The following is a 21,682-nucleotide window of genomic DNA, read 5'->3' as shown; positions in this document are numbered from 1 at the left end:
ATCGTTGTAGGTCAGCTATACAGATGTGGATTTGCTGCTGGTCTTGTTGTCATTCCATGGTAGGAGACGGGATTCGAGATACCCGACACAGGTGTAGAGGAGCATTGCGACCAGCATAAGCATGAATACGCCGACCCATACGGCCGGAAGGTTGAACAGGTTACCTTCGACGAATACCATATGTCCGAGTCCTTTATCTGAAGAGATGAATTCTCCACCTACAACAGACACCAGTGCCAACCCGATATTGATGCGGAAGGCGGAGATGATCCATGGTAGGGAGGACGGAACGATAATTTTGCGGAAAATTTGTGATTTCTTTGCACCGAAGGATTTCATCAGATTAATCTGGGATTCGTCGATTTGATGAGTCGCTTGGTAGGCGGATAACAGCGCTACAATAAATGTGGCGACGGAGGCCAGAGCAATCTTGGAGAAGATGCCTGAGCCAAACCAGATGATAATCATGGGAGCGAGTGCAATCTTCGGAATACCGTTCATAGCTACGATGAATGGATCAAGCACACGGGCGACGGACTTGGAATACCACATGAGCAGTCCTGCCAATGAGCCGATTAAGCTACCGGCTACGAAGCCGATAACGGTGGCATTCACCGTTGCAAATGCGTCTGTAAGCAGCTGCCCTGAGCTGGCCATCGTGATGGCGGCATCAAGAATGGCGCTTGGTGATCCCATGAGGAAACCGTTAACCAGTTTCAGACGAACGGCGGATTCCCAGATCACCAGGATGACCGCTACAATAATGAACCGCCACAGCATCGTCATCAGCCATTCTTTGGAGAAGGTAGATTGTCTGCGTTTGCTCTTCGCAACTCCAGCAGGTTTTCCGGCAAGGGTAATTTCAGGTGATGTGCTCTTCATTAGCTGATCCTCCCCATTTGGATATCAAGCTCTGACCAGATCGATTCAAAATACTGCTTGAACTTCTGGTCGGAGCGGGCTTTCAGTGCTGAGCCATACTGCGAAGCGAGACCAATATCGTAGACCTGTTTCACGGTTGTTGGCCTTTTACTCATAACGGCAATGCGGTCGGAGATGGCGATGGCTTCCTCAATGTCATGCGTTATCAGGACGCCTGTCTTGCCCTCGGATTTTAGGATAGACAAGATTTCATCTTCCAGAATGAGTCTGGTCTGATAATCAAGTGCGGAGAAGGGTTCGTCCAGTAATATAATATCGGGCTGGGTAACGAGGGTACGAATGAGGGCTACACGTTGGCGCATACCGCCTGATAGGGTGGAGGGATAGGCTTCTGCGAATGAAGCCAGGCCATAACGATCCAGATAATCCATGGCAATATCGCTGCGATCCTTTTTGGACATCCCCTTCACTTCCAAGCCTAACGTGACATTGTCCAGGATGCTTCTCCAAGGAAGTAAGAGGTCCTTCTGCATCATATAACCGACATGCCCGGTGGTCTGATCGATCTCTTCGCCACAGACGATAACCTTGCCATTTGTTGGCTTAAGCAGACCTGCGATAATGTTGAAAATCGTGCTCTTGCCGCAACCGCTCGGTCCCACGATACTGAAGAATTCCTGTTTCTTGATTTGCATCGAAACCTCAGCCAGGACCTGAATATCTTCTCCGGTTGCACTGACAAATGATTTGGATACGCCTTGTATCTGTATAGCCATGATAGGTAGCCCCTTTCCTACAGCCTGATGGTAGTTCGTTTCTTGATGTGAATTGATGTTAATTAACATGACATTAATGAATATATTCCTAATCATATAGACTGTTTGCATAATTGTCATTAGTTACTCTGAACATAAAAATAGAATTAAATCAGTTAAAATGCACAAATGAAGATTGAACATGAATTGAATATGAGAAGAAAACAAAAGAACGTGTCATTATACATGACACATTCTCGGTTTAAGACGTATGATTAGCTTCACTAGGAGCTGGATTAACATTCAAAAGGGACTCAAGCGCGAAGGCAAGTCGGAAGCGCAGGCTCTCCATCGGGTCCTTAATGTTCCTGCCGGTCAGTTTCTCGCATTTTTCCAATCTGTAGATCACTGTATTGCGATGTACGAACAGCTCTTTCGCTGTATCGACGATCTGGCAATGATTCTCATAGAAGGAGGACAAGGTTTTCATAAGCTCGTTACGCTCGTTTGCATCTCGGTCGTTGAAGGGCTTAAAGGTTTCTTGATGGAACTGCATCATCTCATCGTGGGGGATCATGCGCAGCAGACGGCTTATATCCATGGTTTGATAGGAATGAGCGAAGCGTGTCTTACGCATCTGATAACCGGATTGGAGCGCCTTGACTGCCTCCTTATAGGAGAGTCCAATATCCAATACATTGGTGTAGGGATTACCTATTCCGAAGGATAGGCTGAGCTGCGACTCTGTATACAGATTGCTCGCCATCCGTTCAAGCTGCTGAACAACGGTGTGTTCGTCCCAAGACGTTTCGGCCAAAAAGACAAGTATGCCGAACTGGTCGTTCTTAGTGAACATGACAAAGGAAAGATCCAATCTGGCGAATTCCTGTTTAATCAACTCGTAATTAGCGTCTCGTTCCGAGATGAACCGCTCTTCCCCGGAGGGAGTAGAGTTCTGCTTAGGTATGCCCGCTAAGGATTCATCCTTTTTGGCGATGATCAGAACAGAACTTCCTTTGGCTTGCAGCCCATATTTCTTGCCGCGATGCAGCGCTTCTTGTTCCGAACGAATGAAGCCCTGAATGAGATCGGAGAAATATTCATTTTTGTAACGGCGGGAGCGCTCCTTGACGGCTTGCTTCTTGGTTAACTCCAGACCGATCACATTGACCGCTTGTTCCAGTGCTAGAGTGGAGAGCTTAGAGCTTGTGGAACTGTCGTATAGTGCGATCAAATAACCCTCGTGCCGATCCGTGAAGATGGGATGAAGCTCGGCATGTCGATATTTATCAGCAGTAAGCAGGCAGATCGAGATTGCGGTATGGAAGGAAGGGTGCTCATCTATAAAAGTCAGTAAGGGCGCGGCGAGAGACTGGTGATCCATCTGTTGTGCATAATGGGAGCTTGCCGTAATCTGCTTCTTCGAACCAAGCAGAAGTACAGGTGAGGATAGCAACTGAGACAACGTATCTACGATGGATGGTATGCCTTTTCCCTGCATCACCATCGTGGAAAATTGCTTGTGAATAGATAAGGCGTAGTGGAGCTCATGGGTTTTGTTCTGAAGGATGGCACTGATTGAATGTTGAAATATTTCACCAAGTGTATTGTCTATCTCAGACAGCTCGATGATTGGGAAGCCCAGCTTGTCGGCCGTCTCAAGCAGTTGCGGAGATAACTCAAGAGAGAAACGCTGTGTCTTGACAGCAAGCGCTGCACAACCAATGGCATGCATGTCTGTAATGAATCCAAGATGAGCATCTGGGCGGTCTTTGAGGATATAACCGTTGGTCAGCAGCATATCTCCCGGCTTCAGGAATTGGACAATATCTGGTGCGTCCATAATATTAATCGATTGCACCAAGCGATCTAGTCCGCGATGCCCGGCAATAACCTTTGCTTTGTAGAGAATGGGGATAGTCAATAACTGTTGCAGATCCATCTTCAACCCACTCGCTTTCATAATGATATGTTATAAAATCTAACATTAAGTTAGGTGGGCGTAAAGAAGAGTTTGGATAAAGAGGCTAAAAGATAGATGTAAACAAATTTCTCATAAATATAAAAACTTTCCAATAATTCAATGCGTTATACTAAGTAGATCTAAAGAAAATTTGATCACTATTACCAACTCTATCACTAAAAAGGAGTTCTCAATCAATGAAAGGAAAAAGAATAGTATCGCTTTTACTTGCTGGTGTTGTTGCTGGTTCTATTTTAGTAGCATCGACTACTACTGCAGAAAGAGTTGTAGCCCAAACTCCGATGGAAGCAGCAACGGAGTACTTTCAGGCTTACATTGCTAAGGATGTAGAGGGAATGATGTTCTATTCTGAAGATACCAATTATTTGGATGAGAAAAGTCGTGAAGAAGGATATGTAAAGGATCTTAAAACTAATCCAACTACAGGGTATGAAATTGTGGAAAGCAGACAAACCAACAAGGATGAAGTTCAACTTTATGTGGTTCAAAAGTATGCAGGACAAGACTACGAACAGTCACCACCACTCCCGTATAAAATTTTTAAAAGCGAAAATGGATGGAAGGTTTTAGTTGAGCCACTAGAAATCAATACAGTGACAGGTGAAGTCACTAAAGGTACACCGATTCACGCTTGGCAGTATACAGATCATTAGTTGTGATTGTGAAAAGTGATTCCGAGGAATAAATTTATCAGACAATTAAGCTCGGAAAGGTGGTGTAGCAATGCCAGCGACCTGGACATGTAATGCAAACAAGAAGAGACGTTCTCCCTAATAAGAAAATAATCTTATACTAGGAGATGTTCAGAAAATGAAAATTTCAGACCGACTATTAAGACAATATTTAGATCACGTTTATTGGATATGCGGAGGCCCTTGCGGTGGAAAGAGCACGATGACAAAGTTACTTTCTTCAAAATGGGATATTAATTATTATTCCTCAGATGACCACACTTTCGATTATCAAAAAAAGGCTAATCCGCAGGATCATCCAGCAATTTTGCGACACTTCATTGATTGGGAATGGTTCTTTTTAGGGCGTGGGAACGATAGAAGTCACTGGTTGAATTCAGTGTTTGATGAAAGCGTTGAGTTTGTTATTTTGGATTTGTTACAGATGGGGAAAGAGAAGCCAATCGTAGTAGATACTTTTATGGAACCTGCTTATCTAAGGGAGATTGTTGACCCCAACCGAATTGTTTATATGTTTGCAGAAGATGACCTAATTCGAGCGGAGTATCTGGATCGAGATCATCTGAGAGGCATGGAGGATGTGTTCCCTAGTTTATCAGATCCGCAACGTGCACGGGACGAAACATTAAACACGGTGGTTAGAGCATCGAATCATTACCTGCAACAAGCAGAGCAGTATCAATTAAAATGGTTTATGAGAACATCTCAGTCCAATAAAGATCAGATGTTATTGGAAGTTGAAAAGCATTTCGGTTTTCGATGACTGAAGTGTCAAATTATATCAGTCGTCAGTTGTTACGTTAAAGAAATACGATAGCTCAATAAACCTCAGAAAGTAGCCGATCAACCTGATCGGCTGCTTTTGTTCAGCTAAAGGCAGGTTAACTCAATGCCATCTTACGAATTAAAGGTGTAACTTTTATTGATTGATAGCGTTGTTAATAACGAGGAAATTCTATAGGTTTTAGCATAACTAATAAAAGAATACGAGGAATGAAGTAATGAAGAAAAAGAGACTATTTTTTACTGTTGTAGCATTAGCTTTAACAACAGCGACCATAACTGCCTGTGATTCAACAAGTCAAACTCAAGAGAATATGTTTAATCCAAAAACTGGTGTATTATCAAGCAAGTCCGAAAGTACAACCCTTTCTAAGTCTTTAAGCGAACAAGAGAGCAAACCCTCCCACTTTATTGCTTCTGGAGGCGCAACGGTACAGCAACCCTTTTCCGTAAATCCGGAATTTGTACATATAAAACTGCTTATGAAAAACAATAGTAGCCATGAAGTCAATGTTAGTTTGACGCACTTAGATACTAGTAAAGTGTATTTCGCTAGAACGATTGCTGCCGGGGAATCTTTTGATTGGATAAATAGTAAAGAAGGTTTCACCCAAGATATGAATACTGGAGGCTACTTGCTTCAATGGAGTGGTGGCGGTTATCGCGTTGAAGGGGGAGTATGGGGATCAGCTGGTTCAGACCCGGACGATACTGTTGATCTAACTTATTGAACTAACGGGCAGGTTAGTGTAAGGACAATGGAATAACATACTATCTCATATAGAATACTTTATCTTTAAAAGGGAGGGGAACACATTGCATAATATGATGAATAAGAGAGAATTTATTGAGATGACAGTTAGAGAACAACATTCTGTAGTATTCAAAGTGAATAATCGAGATGAATTTTTCCGTGGTGTTGCTAAAGGATTAAAGGAAGGCTACCTAGTTGTTGAAACAGAAGAAGGTAAAAACTTTAAATTTAATATGGATGACATCATTGAGATTTATGCTATCAAGTCTTCATCTCCAAAGCATAGTGCTATCCAATCCCACAGTTTGATGAAAGATAGCAAGGATGACCTTGAAAACCTTGTACTCCAGTTTGAAAGTTTAAATGACGATGTAAAGAAACAAATTACCTCTTCTTTATCAAAAGTGCTTAGTAAGCAAGTTATCATTTCGAAAATGGATATAACTTCATACAATGTATCTGAAATTGAAATGATTACTAACACGATAAATGGATATCTACTCACTATTAAAACCCGGGATATTCATTCCGAATTTTTCGAATCATACAACCAAAAGACTTGTTTTGGGAAAGGGCTAGATAACAATCGAGAATAGCCTAAGGGAGGAAAAATTATAAACGCTAAAATAGCAGGCCGGAACTGTCAAAAATCCCTGGGAGGTGAGTATGTGAAAGAAGGAATTAAAAATGTTCTGTTAGGTACTGTAGTTTTTGTTGTTGGCTTTTCCATTATTCTGCTTCTTACAAGCTCCGATATTGAAGCTGAACTTACATATTATGCTGCCATAGCATATGCTCTTTTATACTTAGCCAGTGTTATATCTGTTTGCACCGCGGTACTCCTTAAAAAGATGACTCAATTAAAAAAGTGAAATTACTTTTAAGCTAGCGGGAAACGTTAGCTCAATAAAACAAAGAAAGCAGCCGAAAAATTTGATGGGCTGCTTTCATTCAACTAACGGGCAGGTTAGTTCAAAAAGTGCCATTAATTCCCCATAGGCCTACAAGAAGCAAATTATCCTAATGTCCGTATTACAATAAACACTTTATGGCTCTGTTTAAAGCAGTATTCCAAGGTCTTGATTCAATCAATTCAATTCCATTTCTCTTACAGGTATCTGCTATCCATTCTCCATACGAAATACTTACTTCAGCTCTATCATGTTGTAATTCGCCACCTTCTCTTGCTAGATAATTCTGCACTATTTGATTTTTATCTGATTCATGTACAAATATTGATTTCACCTGTTTTTTATCAAAAGATAATGTTAACTCGGGATAGATAAAATCGCCTTCAATAATGATAGGTAATTTATCTTCAATATGCCGGTTTGCAAGCTCTTTTAATACTGGAACCATTTCTTTGCTGACATCAATCAGCCAGTTTACCGTGCCGTCAACTCCAAAGTATTTCCCATCTATATCAGAATCCGAATAATGAATTACAGGAAAATGCTCCTTAGTTGTAACTGTTTTTACAGATAGGTGAACATCATCTACTTCCAAGACATTCACACCAAAATATCGAGCAATCTCATAAGCAATACTTGATTTACCTATTCCTGATGCTCCACCAATAAATAAAACTGTCCAGTTGCTATCATTATTCATTTTGCCAACCTCATTTATATGTTCATCAATTATTCTAATGATTATGTAGTTGTTCAATATTATTCTACTTATTCCCTTCTTCTCTCACATCAAATTTCAAAACGGCGCACAGAGAGACCATGAATCAAAGTTCAATACTTTATCAGACGAAAGTTGGTAAAGCTTTGAAGCTTGATAAGCTAATTGGAAACGATAGCTCAATAATCCAAAGAAAGCAGCTGATCAATGTGATTGGCTGCTTTTGTTCAACTAATGGCAAGGTTACGTTATTGGTAAATGAGCGAAATTATATACTTGACTCTAAAGTACTACAGTGGGTATTATTTCCATATATTGATGATTAGGAGAATGGCCGATGTTAATTCAAGAATTAAAACAATCTCACCATCATGAAAAGCGTTAATCCATTCCTAAAAAAATTGGGATGGGTTAACGCTATTCGCGCTTCCCATCCTGTGATATATGACGCGCAGGACTTAGGTCTAGCGCGTTTTTTATTTTGGTTACAAAAGAAATGGAGGAGTAAAAATGGCAATCATGACAGATTCAAGAGGTAACATTTTTTTGGAATTTATTCGTATCGAGTACGATAAGGTCATTACAAGCACACTGGATGCTCCACTAACACATGCTCTAATTGTGGTGAAGTACCAAGGAAAGTATCTATTCATGCATAATAAGTGGAGAAACAACTGGGAACTTCCAGGTGGTATTATTGAAGCTGGAGAGAATGCGGAGCAATGTGTAATTAGAGAATTGTTTGAGGAAACCAATCAAAATATGGATTCGGCTGAATTCAAAGGGCTAATGAAGTTTAGACTCCAGCCAAGTTTTCATGGAACCGAGCGGACGGAGTATGGAGCTCTGTTCATGGGTGAATTGTGCCAACTTGATGATTTTGTTGAAAACGATGAAGCTTCTTCAATTATCCTTTGGGATGGTACATCGGAGATTGGTGATATCGCGGAAATAGATAGGAAGTTAATTGAATTCGTGTGATACATGATTGAACTAACAGTAAACAATATTTAAGGGAAATTAAGGAACAATTTGAGCAACCCTTTCTATACATCATTCGTTAGAGTATGAGAGAGGTGAGATGAAATTATTAAAATGAGTAATAACATCTTAATGTTGGTATTAGTGATATCCACAATATTTGTGGGGTGTTCACCAAAAGAAAAAAATAAAGATACAATTACTGAACGTGTAGTAGCATCTGATTTCGTTCTTGAAGTAACAACACCAACTGTTATAAGTACGGGTGAGGCACTGAAAGTAAAAGGAACATTAAAATATACAGGTATTAAACCTGTTGAAATAACCCATGGAAAACCTATCATTCGTTTTTTCTTTTCCGGTAGTGACGAGGAGCGTAATTATACGGATGTGGGATATGTAACTGAATTTAAATCAGGTCAAGTGGTTGAGGTTAAAGATGAATTTAGGGTAACCAAAAAAGGGAAACAAAATCTCTTTGTGGATGTGACCGGGGATATCTCATTAAACATGAATCCAATTGAAATTCTTGTGAAGTAATTTTAGTTACATTGAGTTGTCGGGTAGATAATTACGCTTAATGGATTTGTTTGTGAAAAACCAAAACAAAGAGAGCCTGACGTTTAAGTCAGGCTCTTCTTGGCGATATATTGTGTCTCTGTGTCATTTGAATCCTGGCGCTTTAAAAATATCTTACTTGGTCGATGTAAGAGCACAACTAACAAGGCGAATAGTTGAATAAGTCCAGTTAATAGTCCTTCATTCAGTAGTCCGATAAATAAAGCGATACTCAGGAACGTAACAGTCGATCTGAATTGTCGTTTGGTGATGCAAATGATAGCAAGCAAACTAGGAATGATCAAAAATATGATTCTCCCAGTAATTTCATTAGAGAAATTAATCAGATCATTGCCGTTCACTTGATAACCGGCGAAGGCTTCAGGATTTTGACTGAAAATATAGAGAAATACACTGAAAGAAACAATAAGGTATATAACTTTAATACTCAACAAGATGCGGACTACGTTCAGGATTGTGGGTAACTTCATAAGTTTCAATTTTCCTCCTAGACACTTCTAAACGGATACAATGTTCTAACCGTGTTTTTGGTATAACTAGACTTATATCTTTAAATTAGGTATTCCGTTTTGTGTATCTCCCAAATTCATATGTAGTTATCTAAGTATACGGTTTGCTTGTAATTATTTGTATTAAACTAAAGTCTATATTAATTAATCAAACTTTCACGTCTTTTGTCCCGAAAAATATTCGGAAATAGAGCAGCAGAGGTACAGAGGCACTGCACGAATATGAAATGTTTACGAACATAATGCCTAATGAACTCATTAAAATTGATAAAAAACCTCCCGTCCCGCATGACATCTGGGCTTGGGAGGTTTTGATTATAGTGCATATTAAACGTTTATCGTACAAACCATCCAGTGGGCTGTGGGGCTACGTCTGCGGTATCTCGTAAATCATGGACTTTGACGTTACTGCCATAGATCATGGAATCGCTACTCAATCGAAACGAAGGGAAACTGTGCTCGGATTGCAGACGCAGAGAGGGTTCAAAGTAAATCTGCTGCTGTTTGTTGATTACAAAGGGAAGCGACCCCGCTTCTACGGTAACATCATCGCTATCCGGTTCGTTCAAGATCAGAAGTACCGCAATTCCGTCACAACCGCATCCATCGGTATCATAAAACAATTTGAAATAGCCTGGTCGATCTCCCAGCTTTTCAGTAAGTCTTGCTTCTGCCAGCGGACTGACTTGAATGATCATGACGTTGTTCACACTCCTCTAATCTCCAATGAATTCGCTTACAATTTAATATATGGACCATAAACGCAGATTAGAAGGTGAAATAAAGAAAAGCAAACATGTCCTGTATATATTGACGCTAATACGTAATGCAACGACCAATTTACGTATGAATGTTATACCCGGAATTTCTATGGGTTCAGTGTGAAATCATTCGCCCGTCAATGAAACCCATTTCATCGCCATTCCTTATCTGGTATGATAAGCAGGGAAAATAGGGAAAATTAGAGAAAAAGGAAGGTTCCGCTATGACACCGATCACCATATACGACATCGCCAAAGAAGCAAATGTATCTGTAGCGACGGTCTCCCGGGTACTGAATGATACGGCACCTGTGCGTGCAAGCACCCGAGAGAAGATTATGTCCATCATCGAAAAACACCAGTTTCAGCCCAATGCGCAGGCGCGCAGTCTGATCAAGAAAGAGACGGGCACCATTGCCATCATCCTGCCTGACATTACGAATCCTTTCTTCCCGGAAGTGTTCTGGGGCGCGGAGAATGAGGCTCGCGGATTGGGATATACCTTCTTTCTGTGTAATACCGCAGGCGACTACAGCAGGGAATCTGAATATTTGTCCATCCTGCGAGAGAAGCGGGTAGACGGGATTATTTTTCTCGGCGGGCGAATCAACATGCAGGTCTGTCCAGATGACATGGCTCAGGAATTGATTGATATGGGCAAACGTATGCCAATCGTGCTGGTCAATGGCAATATTGCCAAAGGCGGGTTCCACCGGGTGTACACGGATGAGGGTGCAGGGGCAGCCCTTGCAGCTGAGCATTTGCTTGAACTGGGGCATCGCGATATCGCCTTTGTTGGCGGTCTGAAAGAGTTGTCCACCACCATGGTCAAGGTCAGAGCTGTGCAGAAGAAACTTCGGGAACATGGGCTCGAAATACCAAAAGAACGGCAACTGCTCGGTAGCTTCTCCATCGACGACGGCAAACGGGAGATGTCCAAACTGCTGGATCGTGACAATCCGCCAACCGCAGTCATCTGCGTCAATGACAATACAGCGATTGGTGCCATTAAGTCAACGATTGAGCATGGGCTCTCGATTCCGAGGGACATATCCATTGTGGGTTATGATGATACACCGCTCGCCAGTGCCGTTATACCGGAACTGACAACCGTATCCCAGAACACGTATCAGCTTGGCAAACAGGCTGTGGATGTGCTTCATGAGCTGATTAACCAAGGCAAACCGAAGAAGCAGATCATTCTGCAACCGGAGCTGATTGTGCGTCAAAGTACAGGACCTGCTGCAAGATAAAGGGCCTGTAATTGGAAAAGAAAGCGTTGACATTTCCTCGAAGGGTGAAATATAATGAGTGCGTGAATGAAACCCCTTTCATAAAGTGGAACGGGTTTTATGTTTCAGCTTAATGAAACCCATTTCATGAAACGGGTTTCAGTGTAGTCATCCATTCATTATATCAAGGGGGCGTAACGTATGAGAAGAAGTCTAAAGGTCATTTCGTTATTGATGCTGGTCATGGTAATGGGTCTGACAGCCTGTAGCAGCGGGAGTAAAAACGGTTCTTCCGGCGAGTCCGGTGGCAAGGTTGATTTGAGCATGACGATCTGGGGCTCGGAGGATGAGAAGAAGATTTATCAGGAACGACTCGACATTGTGAAACAGACGTATCCCGATATTAACGTGAAGCTGAACGTGGTTGCAGGGGATTATGACCAGAAAGTACAGACCATGATCGCCGGGGGAACGGCACCGGACATCATGATGATTGCCGAGAACTATCAGGCTTACGCCTCCAAGAATCAGATTATACCGCTGGATGACATGATTCAGGCGAACAATGTGAACATGTCTGAGCGTTATTCCGATGATATCGCAAACCTGATGAAGTATGATGGCAAACAATTTGGTTTGCCGGATCGGGCAGGCGCAATGGTCCTCTTTTATAACAAAGATCTGTTTGACAAGGCTGGGGTGGAATACCCAACCAAAGATTGGACGCAGGACGATCTGATGGCAGCAGCTCAGAAGCTGACGGTGAAGGAGAACGGCAAAACGGTTCAATGGGGTTACTACCCGGGTAGCTGGTGGCCGCAATGGATGCAGCTGATCTACCAGAACGGTGGCTCACTGTTCGATGAGAGCGGCAAACCAACCTTCAATACAGAGCCTGTGCGTAAAGCATTACAATTCATGAATGACCTGACCTTCACACACGGTGCGGGACCAACGCCAACCGAGATTGCCGACATGGGGAATATCGGAGCCGATCCGTTGTTCGCTCAAGGCAAGATCGCTATGGAAACGACAGGGTTCTGGAACATCGGTTCACTTGCCAAGGTGGAAGGCATTAATTGGGATATCTCTCCGGTATGGGGCGAAACGAACGCATTCTTTAACGGGTTAACGATTACCAACGCTTCCAAACACAAGGAAGAAGCTTTCAAAGTCATCGAAGCACTGACCACACCGGAAGCACAGATGCCAATGGTCAAAGCCGGTCAGGATGCTCCTGCAACCAAAGCGGGTCTGTCCAGTGATGAATTCCTCAATGCTGAATATGGCGGCAAAAAAATCAACATGGCTGCGTTCAGTGAATCGACGATCTATGCAGAACCGTTCAATCCGCAATGGAACGAAATGATGAAGCTCATTAACGATAAGCTGGGTGTGTACTTCAACAACAAAGCCTCGCTTGATGATACCGTAACCGAAATTCAGAGTGGACTGGAAAGACTCTACAAATAGAGGTTTTTTCTGAACATGCACAAATAGCAGCGACAGCAGGACAGGTGGAATCGGCGTGAATGCGGGTTTCATCTGCTCTCTGCGTCATGGGAGGGCTTAACGTGAGAAAAAAGGACGGGAAATGGTTCTACATCTTCATCTCGCCTTGGCTGATCGGGTTTCTGGGGCTGACCCTGGGTCCGATCCTGTTTTCCATCTATATGAGCTTCACGAATTGGGATCTGTTCCAGTCCCCTGAATTCATCGGTATCGACAATTACAAAACACTACTGACCGATGATCCGATCTTCTGGAAATCCGTCGGCAATACATTCTTCTATGCGCTAATATCCATTCCGCTGGGCATGTCGATCTCGCTCTGGATTGCATATTACCTCAACAAGAAAATCAAAGGGATCACCTTCTTCCGTATTCTGTTCTATCTGCCTTCCGTTGTTCCAGTGGTTGCGAGTTCATTGCTCTTCATCCACTTGCTTGCGCCGACTGAAGGATTGATTAACCAGGCACTTGCGATCTTCGGTATTCAGGGTCCCGCCTGGCTTCTTGATCCGAACTGGGTTAAGCCTGCATTGATTCTCATGTCTTTATGGGGCGTGGGTGGTGGCGTGGTATTGCTGCTTGCAGGGATGAAAGGCATTCCACAGGAGCTGTACGAGGCTGCTGCCATCGATGGGGCGAAAAGTACACAATCGTTCTTCCATATTACATTCCCAATGCTGACTCCCGTCATTTTCTTCAATCTCGTGACTGGCATGATTGGAGCGCTCCAGACCTTCGCGCAGGTATTCATCGTCACTGCCGGCGGACCTGACAATTCAAGTCAGATGGTTGTTCCGTATTTGTTCCAGAATGCGTTCCAATTCTACAAAATGGGATATGCATCGGCGATTGCCTGGGTACTATTCATCATCATCATGGCGTTGACACTCGTTGTATTCCGTTCATCGGCGCTATGGGTGCACTACGAGGAGGGAAAAGCCAATGAGTAATCCATCGACTGTGGAGAAGACGATATCCTATATTTTTCTGATTCTGGTCGGGGTGTTGCTTGCTTCGCCTTTCCTGTACATGATCTCCATTGCACTGGCAAGTGACGCAACAACCGTCAAATCAGCCTTTACCTTCGTACCAATGGAGTTCCAATGGTCGAACTTTTATACCATCTTCACGAATAACAATCTTGGCACGTATCTCAAAAACTCGGTCATCATTACCGTCTTTACGATTGTCGGATCGGTATTATCAGCTTCGATCGTATCCTACGGCTTTGCCCGAATCAAGGCAAAAGGCAGCCGTTTCCTGTTTATTGTGTTGCTCAGTACGATGATGATTCCGGGTGAGGTGACGATGGTACCGCAGTTTATCATCTTCCGTCACTTGGACTGGATTAATACATTTTACCCACTGATCGTACCGAGCTTCTTCGCCGGAGCGTTCAACGTATTCCTGATTCGGCAGTTCGTTATGAGTATTCCAAAATCACTGGATGAAGCCGCCATGATCGACGGTATGGGGCACCCGGGAATCTACTGGAAGATCATCATGCCACTGACTTATCCGATACTTGCGGCTATTGCGATCTTCTCATTCTCCTATAACTGGGGGAACTTCATGGGGCCGCTCATCTATATCAATGATCCGGAGAAAATGCCGCTGGCACTTGGGGTGCAGCTGTTGACTACGGTAGGTGGTGGGCAGATGCCACCATGGAACCTTGTGATGATCGCTTCCCTGTTCCTCACCATTCCGATGGTGTTGGTATATCTGTTCGGACAACGTTATGTCTATGAAGCCAACATTAGCGGCGGAAGCAGCGGAATCAAGTAACAGAAGGTATCTGTAGTTAGTGTATGTACTGAACCTGACGTTCAAGGTCAACGGAATAATCAACGTACATGGAGAAAGGATTGTATAGCCCATGGCGCATAAAGAACAACGCAGCAGGGGCAAACGGAGCTATATCCTCATGGGTGTAGCCCTGATTGCCCTGCTGGCAGGAGGAGGAATTGTTATCAATCATTTTGCCAATGAATCATCCAAAACGCTTGTATTTCAAGAGGAACCGGTACGTCTGAAGCTGGATCAGTCCTATGATCATTTTGAAGGCTGGGGCACGTCACTTGCCTGGTGGGCCAACGATCTGGGCGGATGGAAGGATCAGGCGAAGGTGAGTGAAGTGATGGATCTGGTCTTTGATCCGGAGAAAGGATTAGGTCTGAACATCGTTCGTTACAATATTGGCGGTGAGGAAAATCCGGAGATGAAAGCCCTTCGTCCCGGCGGGGATGTACCTGGCTTCCAGCCTGAACCTGGAGAGTGGGATTGGGAGGCTGATGCAGGTCAGCGGGCTGTATTACAAGGCTCGATGGAGCGAGGTGTGAACATTGCTGAAGCATTCTCCAATTCACCACCTTACTGGATGACGATCAGTGGATCGGTGACCGGAGCCGTGGATGGCAGCAATAATCTGCGTGATGATCAGTATGATGCATTTGCCGACTATCTGACCGAAGTTGTGAAGCATTATCGGGACGAGTGGGGGATCACTTTCCGCACACTGAATCCGCTCAATGAACCTTCCTCTGATTGGTGGAAGAAGGGCAATATGCAGGAAGGCAGTCATTTTACGAATGAGAAACAGGCCGAGATTATCAAAAAAGTTGCTGCATCGTTGAAGAGCAAAGGACTGGATGGAACCGTCATTAGTGCAGCGGACGATAACAGCATTGATGAGACGGTGTTTAATTTCAACCTTTATGATCAGGACACGCTGGACGTAATCCAGCAGATTAATACCCACTCCTATAATGGTAGCAAAATGGAAGAGCTGCGCACGCTGGCAGAACGCCATGGCAAGAAGCTGTGGATGTCCGAGTACGGAACCGGCGGCAGCGAGCCGCATAGTCATGAGGATATGGCCTCGGTGCAAGAGTTGGCGGAGCGAATCATGTTTGATCTAAAAATCATGCAGCCATCCGCCTGGGTATACTGGCAGGCCGTTGAAGATGAAGGCGCCAATAATAACTGGGGCTTCATTCATGCCAACTTTAACGGAGAAGAGCAGTATGAAATGACCAAACAGTATTATGGTATGGCCCAGTTCACAAAGTTCATTCGTCCCGGCGCGACGATTATTCCAACGGATGGTGGACGCACACTGGCTGCCTATGACGCGGAACGTCAGAGACTGGTGCTGGTGATTCGTAATGAACTGTCAGCGGGAACAACGGCTTTTGAACTGGAAGGGTATACGTATGGAAAATCAGCCACTGCGCAGGTCTATCAGACTTCACCGGATCGGAACATGGAACAGCTTGAAGACATTCCGGTGTATGCCAACGGACTTGAAGTGCCTACGGCCGACAATTCCATCACAACGGTTGTACTGGAAGGCGTGACGTTGCAGGGGAACTGATAGCAGCACTCGGAAGGATTTTGTCATCGTAGTGCTGGTGTAGATTGTCTTTTAGTTCAACGGATTTTTCGCCTTATATTTTAAAAGAGTTACAGGACATATGAACCTATATAAATTGAACTAAACATTTACACCGAACGGAGAGGACAGAAAAAACCTGAAGAAGCGGAGCGGTCGCCTACAAGCTTTCTGCAAGAAAGCTACATCGGAAGCATACACTATCCCCGGATTTTCCCCTTTGAGAAAAGGAAATCAAAAAATCTGGGGATAACAGCGATCGGAAGATTGTTCTGTCATCGAAGTGTGCAGTGTAAATAATCTTTAGTTCAATTTATATAAATAAAGAGAAGGAGGGGATAACTTTGACAGAGAAAGCATCCCTTTTGCTACAGGAACAGGAGAAGAACATCGCCAGGGCTGAGAACGGTGTTCTATCTGAATTGACATATGATGCACGCAGCTTTTTCCTAAACGGAGAGCGTGTATTTCTGAACAGTGCCACGATCCATTATTTCCGTATGCCAAAGGAGGAATGGCGTGAGGTTCTGCTGAAGGCGAAGCTGGCAGGTATGAACTGCATCGACACCTACTTTGCATGGAATGTGCATGAACCGGAAGAAGGACAGTGGTCCTTTGAAGGGGACAACGATTGCGGAGAATTTCTAGATTTGTGTGCAGAACTGGGCATGTGGGTCATTGCGCGTCCAGGTCCGTTTATCTGTGCGGAATGGGATTTTGGCGGTTTTCCATACTGGCTTAGTACGAAGGACGGCGTGAAATTCCGGGAAAATAATGAGACGTATCTGCACTATGTGAACCTGTACTTTGACCGGATTGTGCCGATTATTCGGGAGCGCCAGTTATCCGCCGGGGGTACGGTCATTCTCGTGCAGGTGGAGAATGAATACGGGTATCTGATGGATGACGCTGCTGCAAGTGACCATATGAATACGCTGAGGGATGGATTGTTGCAACGTGGCATTGACGCTACGCTGATCACTTGCGTTGGCGGGGCGGAAGGCACGATTGAAGGGGCTAATTTCTGGTCAGGTGCTGACGGGCATTATGAGAAACTTCGAGTCAAACAGCCGGACACCCCGAAGATGGTCACGGAATTCTGGACCGGATGGTTCGAGAATTGGGGAGGGCCTTCGGCTATTCAGAAGACAGCACCTTTGCTGGAGAGACGTATTATGGAGATTCTGCGTGCCGGGTATACCGGAATCAGTCACTACATGTTCTATGGTGGCACGAACTTTGGTGGATATGGCGGCAGAACGATGGGTAGCAGTGACATCTTTATGATTACGTCCTATGACTATGATGCACCCCTGAACGAATATGGACGGGTGACACCAAAATATGCAGTAACCAAGAATTTGTCCTATTTCGTCCATGCTTTCGGGGCCCTTCTGATGGAAACAGAGGAAATTCCAGAAGAACAGATCGTTGTACGTCATCCTGAGGGCATATCTGTACGAGGCAGACAGGCTGACAACCAGAAGATTTGGTTCTTGGAGAGTCACAAGGATGAACGGGAGACGATGCACATTACGCTGGAGGAAGGCCGTACTCTTCCCGTATCGGTGAATCCGTGTCAGATTGTTCCGTTGCTGGATCGAGTACAGATTGCTGAACACGTATACCTGACTGCGGGTACGATGATTACGGGCAATGAAATGATAAACGGAGAATTGAACCTGTTCATCGTGGCCGCTGCCGGGCAGCGTTCTGTTCTTGAACTGGAAGCAGGGGCATTGAACGTCACGGGCAGCACAGTGCAAGTGCTGGTCGAACATGATTCAGCCAGGAACGTATACCGCTTCGATTTGTTCCATTTCCAAGAGCCGGGAACGATCCAGCTGGAAGCAAACGGCACACCGATCCGATTCATCATTTTGGATCAAGAAACGATGAATCGAACATGGCGATTGGAAGCAACAGACCAGAAGGGACTTCGTTATGCGATCGGCTTCGATGACGTAGACGTATTACCATCCGGTCAGGTCAAGGGCATGATTACTGACCCAGATCGCACAATTACGTTGCTTGGTGACTGGACCGATGGAGAACGGACGTTAACAGGTCACGAGTTCTATGCCAGCGAGAAGCCTATTGCAGGCAAACAGCAGCAGCTTCCATGGACATCGCCAATTGCACCGACGTTATCTGATTCTCCTGAGCTGTCACGTATTACGTTAACTGCAAAGCAACGCTCGGCGAGTGGACAACCGGAAGACTTCTCCCGGTATGGACAAGATTTTGGTTATCTATTGTACGAATGCGATTTCGAAAGTCCAACCGAAGGAATTACGAGTCTCATTTTGCCGGATATCCAGGATACCGCCAGAATCATCGTTAATGGTGTTCAGCAGGCATTAGTGCGTCAGGTAGGTGCCGCTGGAGTGCAGTTGCAGGTGGCCAAAGGGAAGAATACACTTCAGATTCTGGTGCAGCATATGGGCAGATTGAACTTCTCCCCGTATCTGGGTGAGAGCAAAGGTCTGGCTGGTGCTGTGTATCTGAATGGCCAAGTTCAGGATATTCGTCGGGATTGGCATATGGAGAGTGGACTTGTGCATCTCGATGAGGTGAACGCTATACATGGGGCGCCACGTATCAGCAGGAGCTTTAAGCTGGATGGCATGGATCGCGCGATTCTTGTGGGTGCCTTGAGCAAAGGTCTTCGTATCAATGGTATCGAAGTTCCGATGGAAGGATATCAGGATTGGTTTGCCTTCCAGACGTTAGACATCTCCTTGTATATCAAGCCCGGAGAGACAAATACACTGGAAATGCCGTATAGTTGCTCTTCGCTGAATCGACTGGAACTAATCACATATCCGAGTCAGGGAGAACTGAAGGATTGGCGTATGGCAGGGACGGATGCATTGCTTCCGCAACAATGGGAGAGATACGAGGTAGGACCGGAATCGATCCATCCTGGAGCACAGGGGTCAATCCAGCCTGCAGGACAGCCTGGTATCGCCGCAGGTGGCAATTGTACTGCCAATCTGGTGCCCGACACCACGAATGAATCGGTCAATAGTGCTACATTGAGTGAGAAGTCTCACCCTGTATCCAATCATACTCCAGTCCGAGGATCGTATGGTCAGCCGGTCTGGTACCGCTGGGGTTTCGCGAAGCCTGCGGTTTCGGAGCATCATAAAGTGAATCTGATGCTTCGCCTGACCGGGATGAGCAAAGGAACGATTCACCTGAACGGACATCATCTGGGCCGTTACTGGCAGATTGGTCCGCAAGAGGATTACAAAATTCCAGTAGCATGGCTACAGGAAGAGAATGAATTACTTTTGTTCGATGAAGAAGGCAGAACGCCAGAACGTGTACGATTCCTGTTGGATGCGTTATCCCGTTATCCGTGGGTTGTGGTTGAATAGTTCATGTATGGATCGTTAGCTGTCTTACCGATTCAACTATGGTTGAGAACAAGAACTGGATCGAGATAGTTCGAGTCGCACGCAACATTTCACCTTTTAACACAGTCACACTACCTCATTTTCTTAGTCAAATAACCCAAGCTTGTGAATCTTCGGATTCAGTCTTGTGCGTAAATTGGGCTAAGGGAATGGGTGAACTGTGGTGATCAGGTCTGTAGAATGGGCAACTGTAACACTTGTAGCATCATTATTTGTAACCGTTTACATAAATAAAAAGTGTTCATCCATGATCTGTGAAGGGAGTGATGCTTCATGTAATTGGAATTTGAACAGGTAGTCGTGAGGTGTTGATCTTCAGAGGCAGTCCCAGGTACGCTTTTTCTTTGGTAATACAGTAAGGTATTCCTCTGTTCATCACTTATGGATAAGGAGATGACCCAATGTTGACGAAGAAGGAAGAGGGAATAGGAGTAGGAGTAGGAAAGTCCAAAGGTTTCAAGGCCGGAATGATTCTGCTGCTCGGAACATTACTTCTATTAACGATGTTATTCCCCAATACAGCCAGAGCAGCGACAAGTGTATATACGATATCCGCTTTTACGAACACAAGTGAGTCCAATATGTACATCTATGAATCGTATAATGCAACCCACTATGGTTTGCTAAAAGGGCCAGCCTATACACCTCCGGCCAATCTGATCCGCGATCCCAGCATCATGAAGCACACAGATGGTCTATATTACGTCGTCTACACCACGAACTGGTCGGGTAACACCATCGGCATCGCCTCCAGTCCGGATAAGGTAAACTGGACATTTGTCCGTAACATTACATTATCCACACCTACCACAATTGCACACACCTGGGCACCAGAATGGTTCAAAGACAGCAACGGCAGTCTGAACATTATCGTGTCCCTCTCACCAGGCAACTATCAGAATTTCAAACCTTATGTACTCACAGCTTCAGGTAGCAATCTAACATCTACCTCATGGTCTGCACCTACTGAACTGGCAGGCATTGCTCCCAATTATATCGACACTTTTATCGTGAAGACAGGCTCAACCTATTATGCTTTTACCAAAAACGAGACCACCAAATACATTGAATATGCGACATCCACTTCGCTAACGGGTCCTTATACCTTTAAAGGCACAGGGGATTGGGCAGGTTGGGGTTCTTGGGTGGAAGGTCCGGCGCTTGTTCAGCTGGATAATGGTTCATGGCGAATCTACTTTGACGGCTATGCGACACAAAAATATTATTACAGCGACTCTGCTGACAACTTCCAGACTTGGGGTGCCAAACAAGAGATTGCGGGTCTTACCGGCCTCGTCCGGCATATGACCGTAATGAAAGAGTCCGGACAACCGGGGGATATCCGCAAGCTGGAGTCCTTCAATGTGCCTGGTAGCTTCATTCGCCATTACAACTATCAGGCACGGATTGATGCGAGTGTCAGTCCAGCGGATGATGCACAATTCCGTATCGTTCCTGGGCTGTCGAATGTAACAGGCATTTCGTTTGAGTCCATGAATTATCCGGGTTATTTCCTGCGCAATAATAATGGCAGCATCACACTTGTGAAAAATGACGGCAGTACTACATTCCGAAATGACGCCACGTTCAAACGTGTAAATGGACTTGCTAACGCTAGTTGGACATCGTATACCTCGTTTAGTAACCCGAACCTGTATCTGAGACATTACAATAATGTGCTGAAATTGGAAGCTGTTGTTACTGCACTCGATAAGTCAGACGCGACTTTCCGAGAGGTTGCACAATAATAGGTGTTTGTTTTCTAAAAATACAAACAATTTAAACTATACGTTTACACGATAACAGAGAGGTC

20 protein-coding genes are annotated in these 21,682 nt (G+C 44.5%); 14 read left to right on the top strand and 6 right to left on the bottom strand.

Annotation, left to right across the window (positions count from 1 at the left end):
- Positions 1 to 15: 15 nt before the first annotated feature.
- The 3 genes from MHI12_RS22505 to MHI12_RS22495 form a co-directional block, all read right to left on the bottom strand.
- Positions 16 to 882, bottom strand: coding sequence for an ABC transporter permease (locus MHI12_RS22505; protein ID WP_347397636.1), 867 nt, complete (start codon positions 880 to 882; stop codon positions 16 to 18).
- Positions 882 to 1,658, bottom strand: coding sequence for an ABC transporter ATP-binding protein (locus MHI12_RS22500; protein ID WP_124115811.1), 777 nt, complete (start codon positions 1,656 to 1,658; stop codon positions 882 to 884). The genes MHI12_RS22505 and MHI12_RS22500 overlap by 1 nt, the downstream gene beginning before the upstream one ends.
- Positions 1,659 to 1,899: 241 nt before the next feature.
- Positions 1,900 to 3,579, bottom strand: coding sequence for a PucR family transcriptional regulator (locus tag MHI12_RS22495; RefSeq protein ID WP_405170383.1), 1,680 nt, complete (start codon positions 3,577 to 3,579; stop codon positions 1,900 to 1,902).
- Between the two features lie 218 nt (positions 3,580 to 3,797).
- Between MHI12_RS22495 and MHI12_RS22490 the strand changes: the two genes are divergently transcribed.
- From MHI12_RS22490 to MHI12_RS22470, 5 genes are all read left to right on the top strand, one after another.
- A complete protein-coding gene (locus MHI12_RS22490; RefSeq protein WP_405170382.1) occupies positions 3,798 to 4,274 on the top strand; it encodes a hypothetical protein in 477 nt (158 codons plus the stop codon).
- A 157-nt stretch (positions 4,275 to 4,431) separates the two neighbouring features.
- Positions 4,432 to 5,076, top strand: coding sequence for a hypothetical protein (locus MHI12_RS22485; RefSeq protein WP_405170381.1), 645 nt, complete (start codon positions 4,432 to 4,434; stop codon positions 5,074 to 5,076).
- A 238-nt stretch (positions 5,077 to 5,314) separates the two neighbouring features.
- Positions 5,315 to 5,827 (top strand): pilus assembly protein, encoded by a 513-nt coding sequence (locus tag MHI12_RS22480; protein WP_405170380.1) that lies wholly within the window; start codon positions 5,315 to 5,317, stop codon positions 5,825 to 5,827.
- Positions 5,828 to 5,912: 85 nt separating this feature from the next.
- Positions 5,913 to 6,446, top strand: coding sequence for a hypothetical protein (locus MHI12_RS22475; RefSeq protein WP_405170379.1), 534 nt, complete (start codon positions 5,913 to 5,915; stop codon positions 6,444 to 6,446).
- A 72-nt stretch (positions 6,447 to 6,518) separates the two neighbouring features.
- Entirely contained in the window at positions 6,519 to 6,722 is a 204-nt protein-coding gene (locus MHI12_RS22470) for a hypothetical protein (protein ID WP_047843932.1), read from the top strand.
- Between the two features lie 160 nt (positions 6,723 to 6,882).
- On the opposite strand, the gene MHI12_RS22465 is transcribed toward MHI12_RS22470, so the two are convergent.
- On the bottom strand, positions 6,883 to 7,461 hold the full coding sequence (locus MHI12_RS22465; RefSeq protein ID WP_405170378.1) for a hypothetical protein: 579 nt from the start codon (positions 7,459 to 7,461) through the stop codon (positions 6,883 to 6,885).
- A 528-nt stretch (positions 7,462 to 7,989) separates the two neighbouring features.
- On the opposite strand from MHI12_RS22465, the gene MHI12_RS22460 reads away from it, so the two are divergent.
- Both MHI12_RS22460 and MHI12_RS22455 read left to right on the top strand, forming a co-directional pair.
- Positions 7,990 to 8,460: an NUDIX domain-containing protein gene (locus MHI12_RS22460; RefSeq protein WP_405170377.1), complete on the top strand. Its 471-nt coding sequence runs from the start codon at positions 7,990 to 7,992 to the stop codon at positions 8,458 to 8,460.
- Positions 8,461 to 8,574: 114 nt separating this feature from the next.
- A complete protein-coding gene (locus MHI12_RS22455; protein WP_405170376.1) occupies positions 8,575 to 9,000 on the top strand; it encodes a hypothetical protein in 426 nt (141 codons plus the stop codon).
- Between the two features lie 83 nt (positions 9,001 to 9,083).
- Here MHI12_RS22455 and MHI12_RS22450 read toward each other — a convergent pair whose 3' ends face one another.
- The gene (locus tag MHI12_RS22450; protein WP_146117046.1) at positions 9,084 to 9,509 is read right to left on the bottom strand and encodes a hypothetical protein; all 426 of its coding nucleotides are present in this window, start codon (positions 9,507 to 9,509) and stop codon (positions 9,084 to 9,086) included.
- Positions 9,510 to 9,883: 374 nt separating this feature from the next.
- On the bottom strand, positions 9,884 to 10,246 hold the full coding sequence (locus MHI12_RS22445) for an iron-sulfur cluster biosynthesis family protein (RefSeq protein WP_017687018.1): 363 nt from the start codon (positions 10,244 to 10,246) through the stop codon (positions 9,884 to 9,886).
- A 287-nt stretch (positions 10,247 to 10,533) separates the two neighbouring features.
- Here MHI12_RS22445 and MHI12_RS22440 point away from each other — a divergent pair, with 287 nt between their 5' ends.
- From MHI12_RS22440 to MHI12_RS22410, 7 genes are all read left to right on the top strand, one after another.
- Positions 10,534 to 11,562, top strand: coding sequence for a LacI family DNA-binding transcriptional regulator (locus MHI12_RS22440; RefSeq protein WP_405170375.1), 1,029 nt, complete (start codon positions 10,534 to 10,536; stop codon positions 11,560 to 11,562).
- 180 nt (positions 11,563 to 11,742) lie between these two features.
- Positions 11,743 to 13,014, top strand: a complete 1,272-nt coding sequence (locus MHI12_RS22435) for a sugar ABC transporter substrate-binding protein (RefSeq protein WP_091027983.1) — start codon at positions 11,743 to 11,745, stop codon at positions 13,012 to 13,014.
- Positions 13,015 to 13,115: 101 nt separating this feature from the next.
- Entirely contained in the window at positions 13,116 to 14,003 is an 888-nt protein-coding gene (locus MHI12_RS22430; RefSeq protein ID WP_036668619.1) for a carbohydrate ABC transporter permease, read from the top strand.
- Positions 13,996 to 14,841, top strand: coding sequence for a carbohydrate ABC transporter permease (locus MHI12_RS22425; RefSeq protein WP_017687022.1), 846 nt, complete (start codon positions 13,996 to 13,998; stop codon positions 14,839 to 14,841). Before MHI12_RS22430 ends, MHI12_RS22425 begins: the two co-directional genes overlap by 8 nt.
- A 91-nt stretch (positions 14,842 to 14,932) precedes the next feature.
- Positions 14,933 to 16,429 carry a glycoside hydrolase family 30 protein gene (locus tag MHI12_RS22420; protein ID WP_405170374.1) on the top strand — a complete coding sequence of 499 codons (1,497 nt, stop codon included), beginning with the start codon at positions 14,933 to 14,935 and terminating at the stop codon, positions 16,427 to 16,429.
- A 362-nt stretch (positions 16,430 to 16,791) separates the two neighbouring features.
- A complete protein-coding gene (locus MHI12_RS22415) occupies positions 16,792 to 19,830 on the top strand; it encodes a beta-galactosidase (RefSeq protein WP_405170373.1) in 3,039 nt (1,012 codons plus the stop codon).
- Positions 19,831 to 20,270: 440 nt separating this feature from the next.
- Positions 20,271 to 21,617: an AbfB domain-containing protein gene (locus tag MHI12_RS22410; RefSeq protein ID WP_405170372.1), complete on the top strand. Its 1,347-nt coding sequence runs from the start codon at positions 20,271 to 20,273 to the stop codon at positions 21,615 to 21,617.
- The last annotated feature ends 65 nt before the right edge of the window (positions 21,618 to 21,682 follow it).

This window comes from Paenibacillus sp. FSL H8-0280, assembly GCF_045040665.1.
GTDB lineage: Bacteria > Bacillota > Bacilli > Paenibacillales > Paenibacillaceae > Paenibacillus > Paenibacillus xylanexedens_A.
This window is presented reverse-complemented; position numbering and strand designations above follow the sequence as displayed.

Coding starts and splice junctions, on each gene's coding strand:
- MHI12_RS22495 (WP_405170383.1), bottom strand. CDS start 3,579: ATGGATCTGCAACAGTTATTGACTATCCCCATTCTCTACAAAGCAAAG.
- MHI12_RS22490 (WP_405170382.1), top strand. CDS start 3,798: ATGAAAGGAAAAAGAATAGTATCGCTTTTACTTGCTGGTGTTGTTGCT.
- MHI12_RS22445 (WP_017687018.1), bottom strand. CDS start 10,246: ATGATCATTCAAGTCAGTCCGCTGGCAGAAGCAAGACTTACTGAAAAG.
- MHI12_RS22465 (WP_405170378.1), bottom strand. CDS start 7,461: ATGAATAATGATAGCAACTGGACAGTTTTATTTATTGGTGGAGCATCA.
- MHI12_RS22500 (WP_124115811.1), bottom strand. CDS start 1,658: ATGGCTATACAGATACAAGGCGTATCCAAATCATTTGTCAGTGCAACC.
- MHI12_RS22425 (WP_017687022.1), top strand. CDS start 13,996: ATGAGTAATCCATCGACTGTGGAGAAGACGATATCCTATATTTTTCTG.
- MHI12_RS22455 (WP_405170376.1), top strand. CDS start 8,575: ATGAGTAATAACATCTTAATGTTGGTATTAGTGATATCCACAATATTT.
- MHI12_RS22460 (WP_405170377.1), top strand. CDS start 7,990: ATGGCAATCATGACAGATTCAAGAGGTAACATTTTTTTGGAATTTATT.
- MHI12_RS22435 (WP_091027983.1), top strand. CDS start 11,743: ATGAGAAGAAGTCTAAAGGTCATTTCGTTATTGATGCTGGTCATGGTA.
- MHI12_RS22480 (WP_405170380.1), top strand. CDS start 5,315: ATGAAGAAAAAGAGACTATTTTTTACTGTTGTAGCATTAGCTTTAACA.
- MHI12_RS22440 (WP_405170375.1), top strand. CDS start 10,534: ATGACACCGATCACCATATACGACATCGCCAAAGAAGCAAATGTATCT.
- MHI12_RS22450 (WP_146117046.1), bottom strand. CDS start 9,509: ATGAAGTTACCCACAATCCTGAACGTAGTCCGCATCTTGTTGAGTATT.
- MHI12_RS22410 (WP_405170372.1), top strand. CDS start 20,271: ATGTTGACGAAGAAGGAAGAGGGAATAGGAGTAGGAGTAGGAAAGTCC.
- MHI12_RS22485 (WP_405170381.1), top strand. CDS start 4,432: ATGAAAATTTCAGACCGACTATTAAGACAATATTTAGATCACGTTTAT.
- MHI12_RS22420 (WP_405170374.1), top strand. CDS start 14,933: ATGGCGCATAAAGAACAACGCAGCAGGGGCAAACGGAGCTATATCCTC.
- MHI12_RS22505 (WP_347397636.1), bottom strand. CDS start 882: ATGAAGAGCACATCACCTGAAATTACCCTTGCCGGAAAACCTGCTGGA.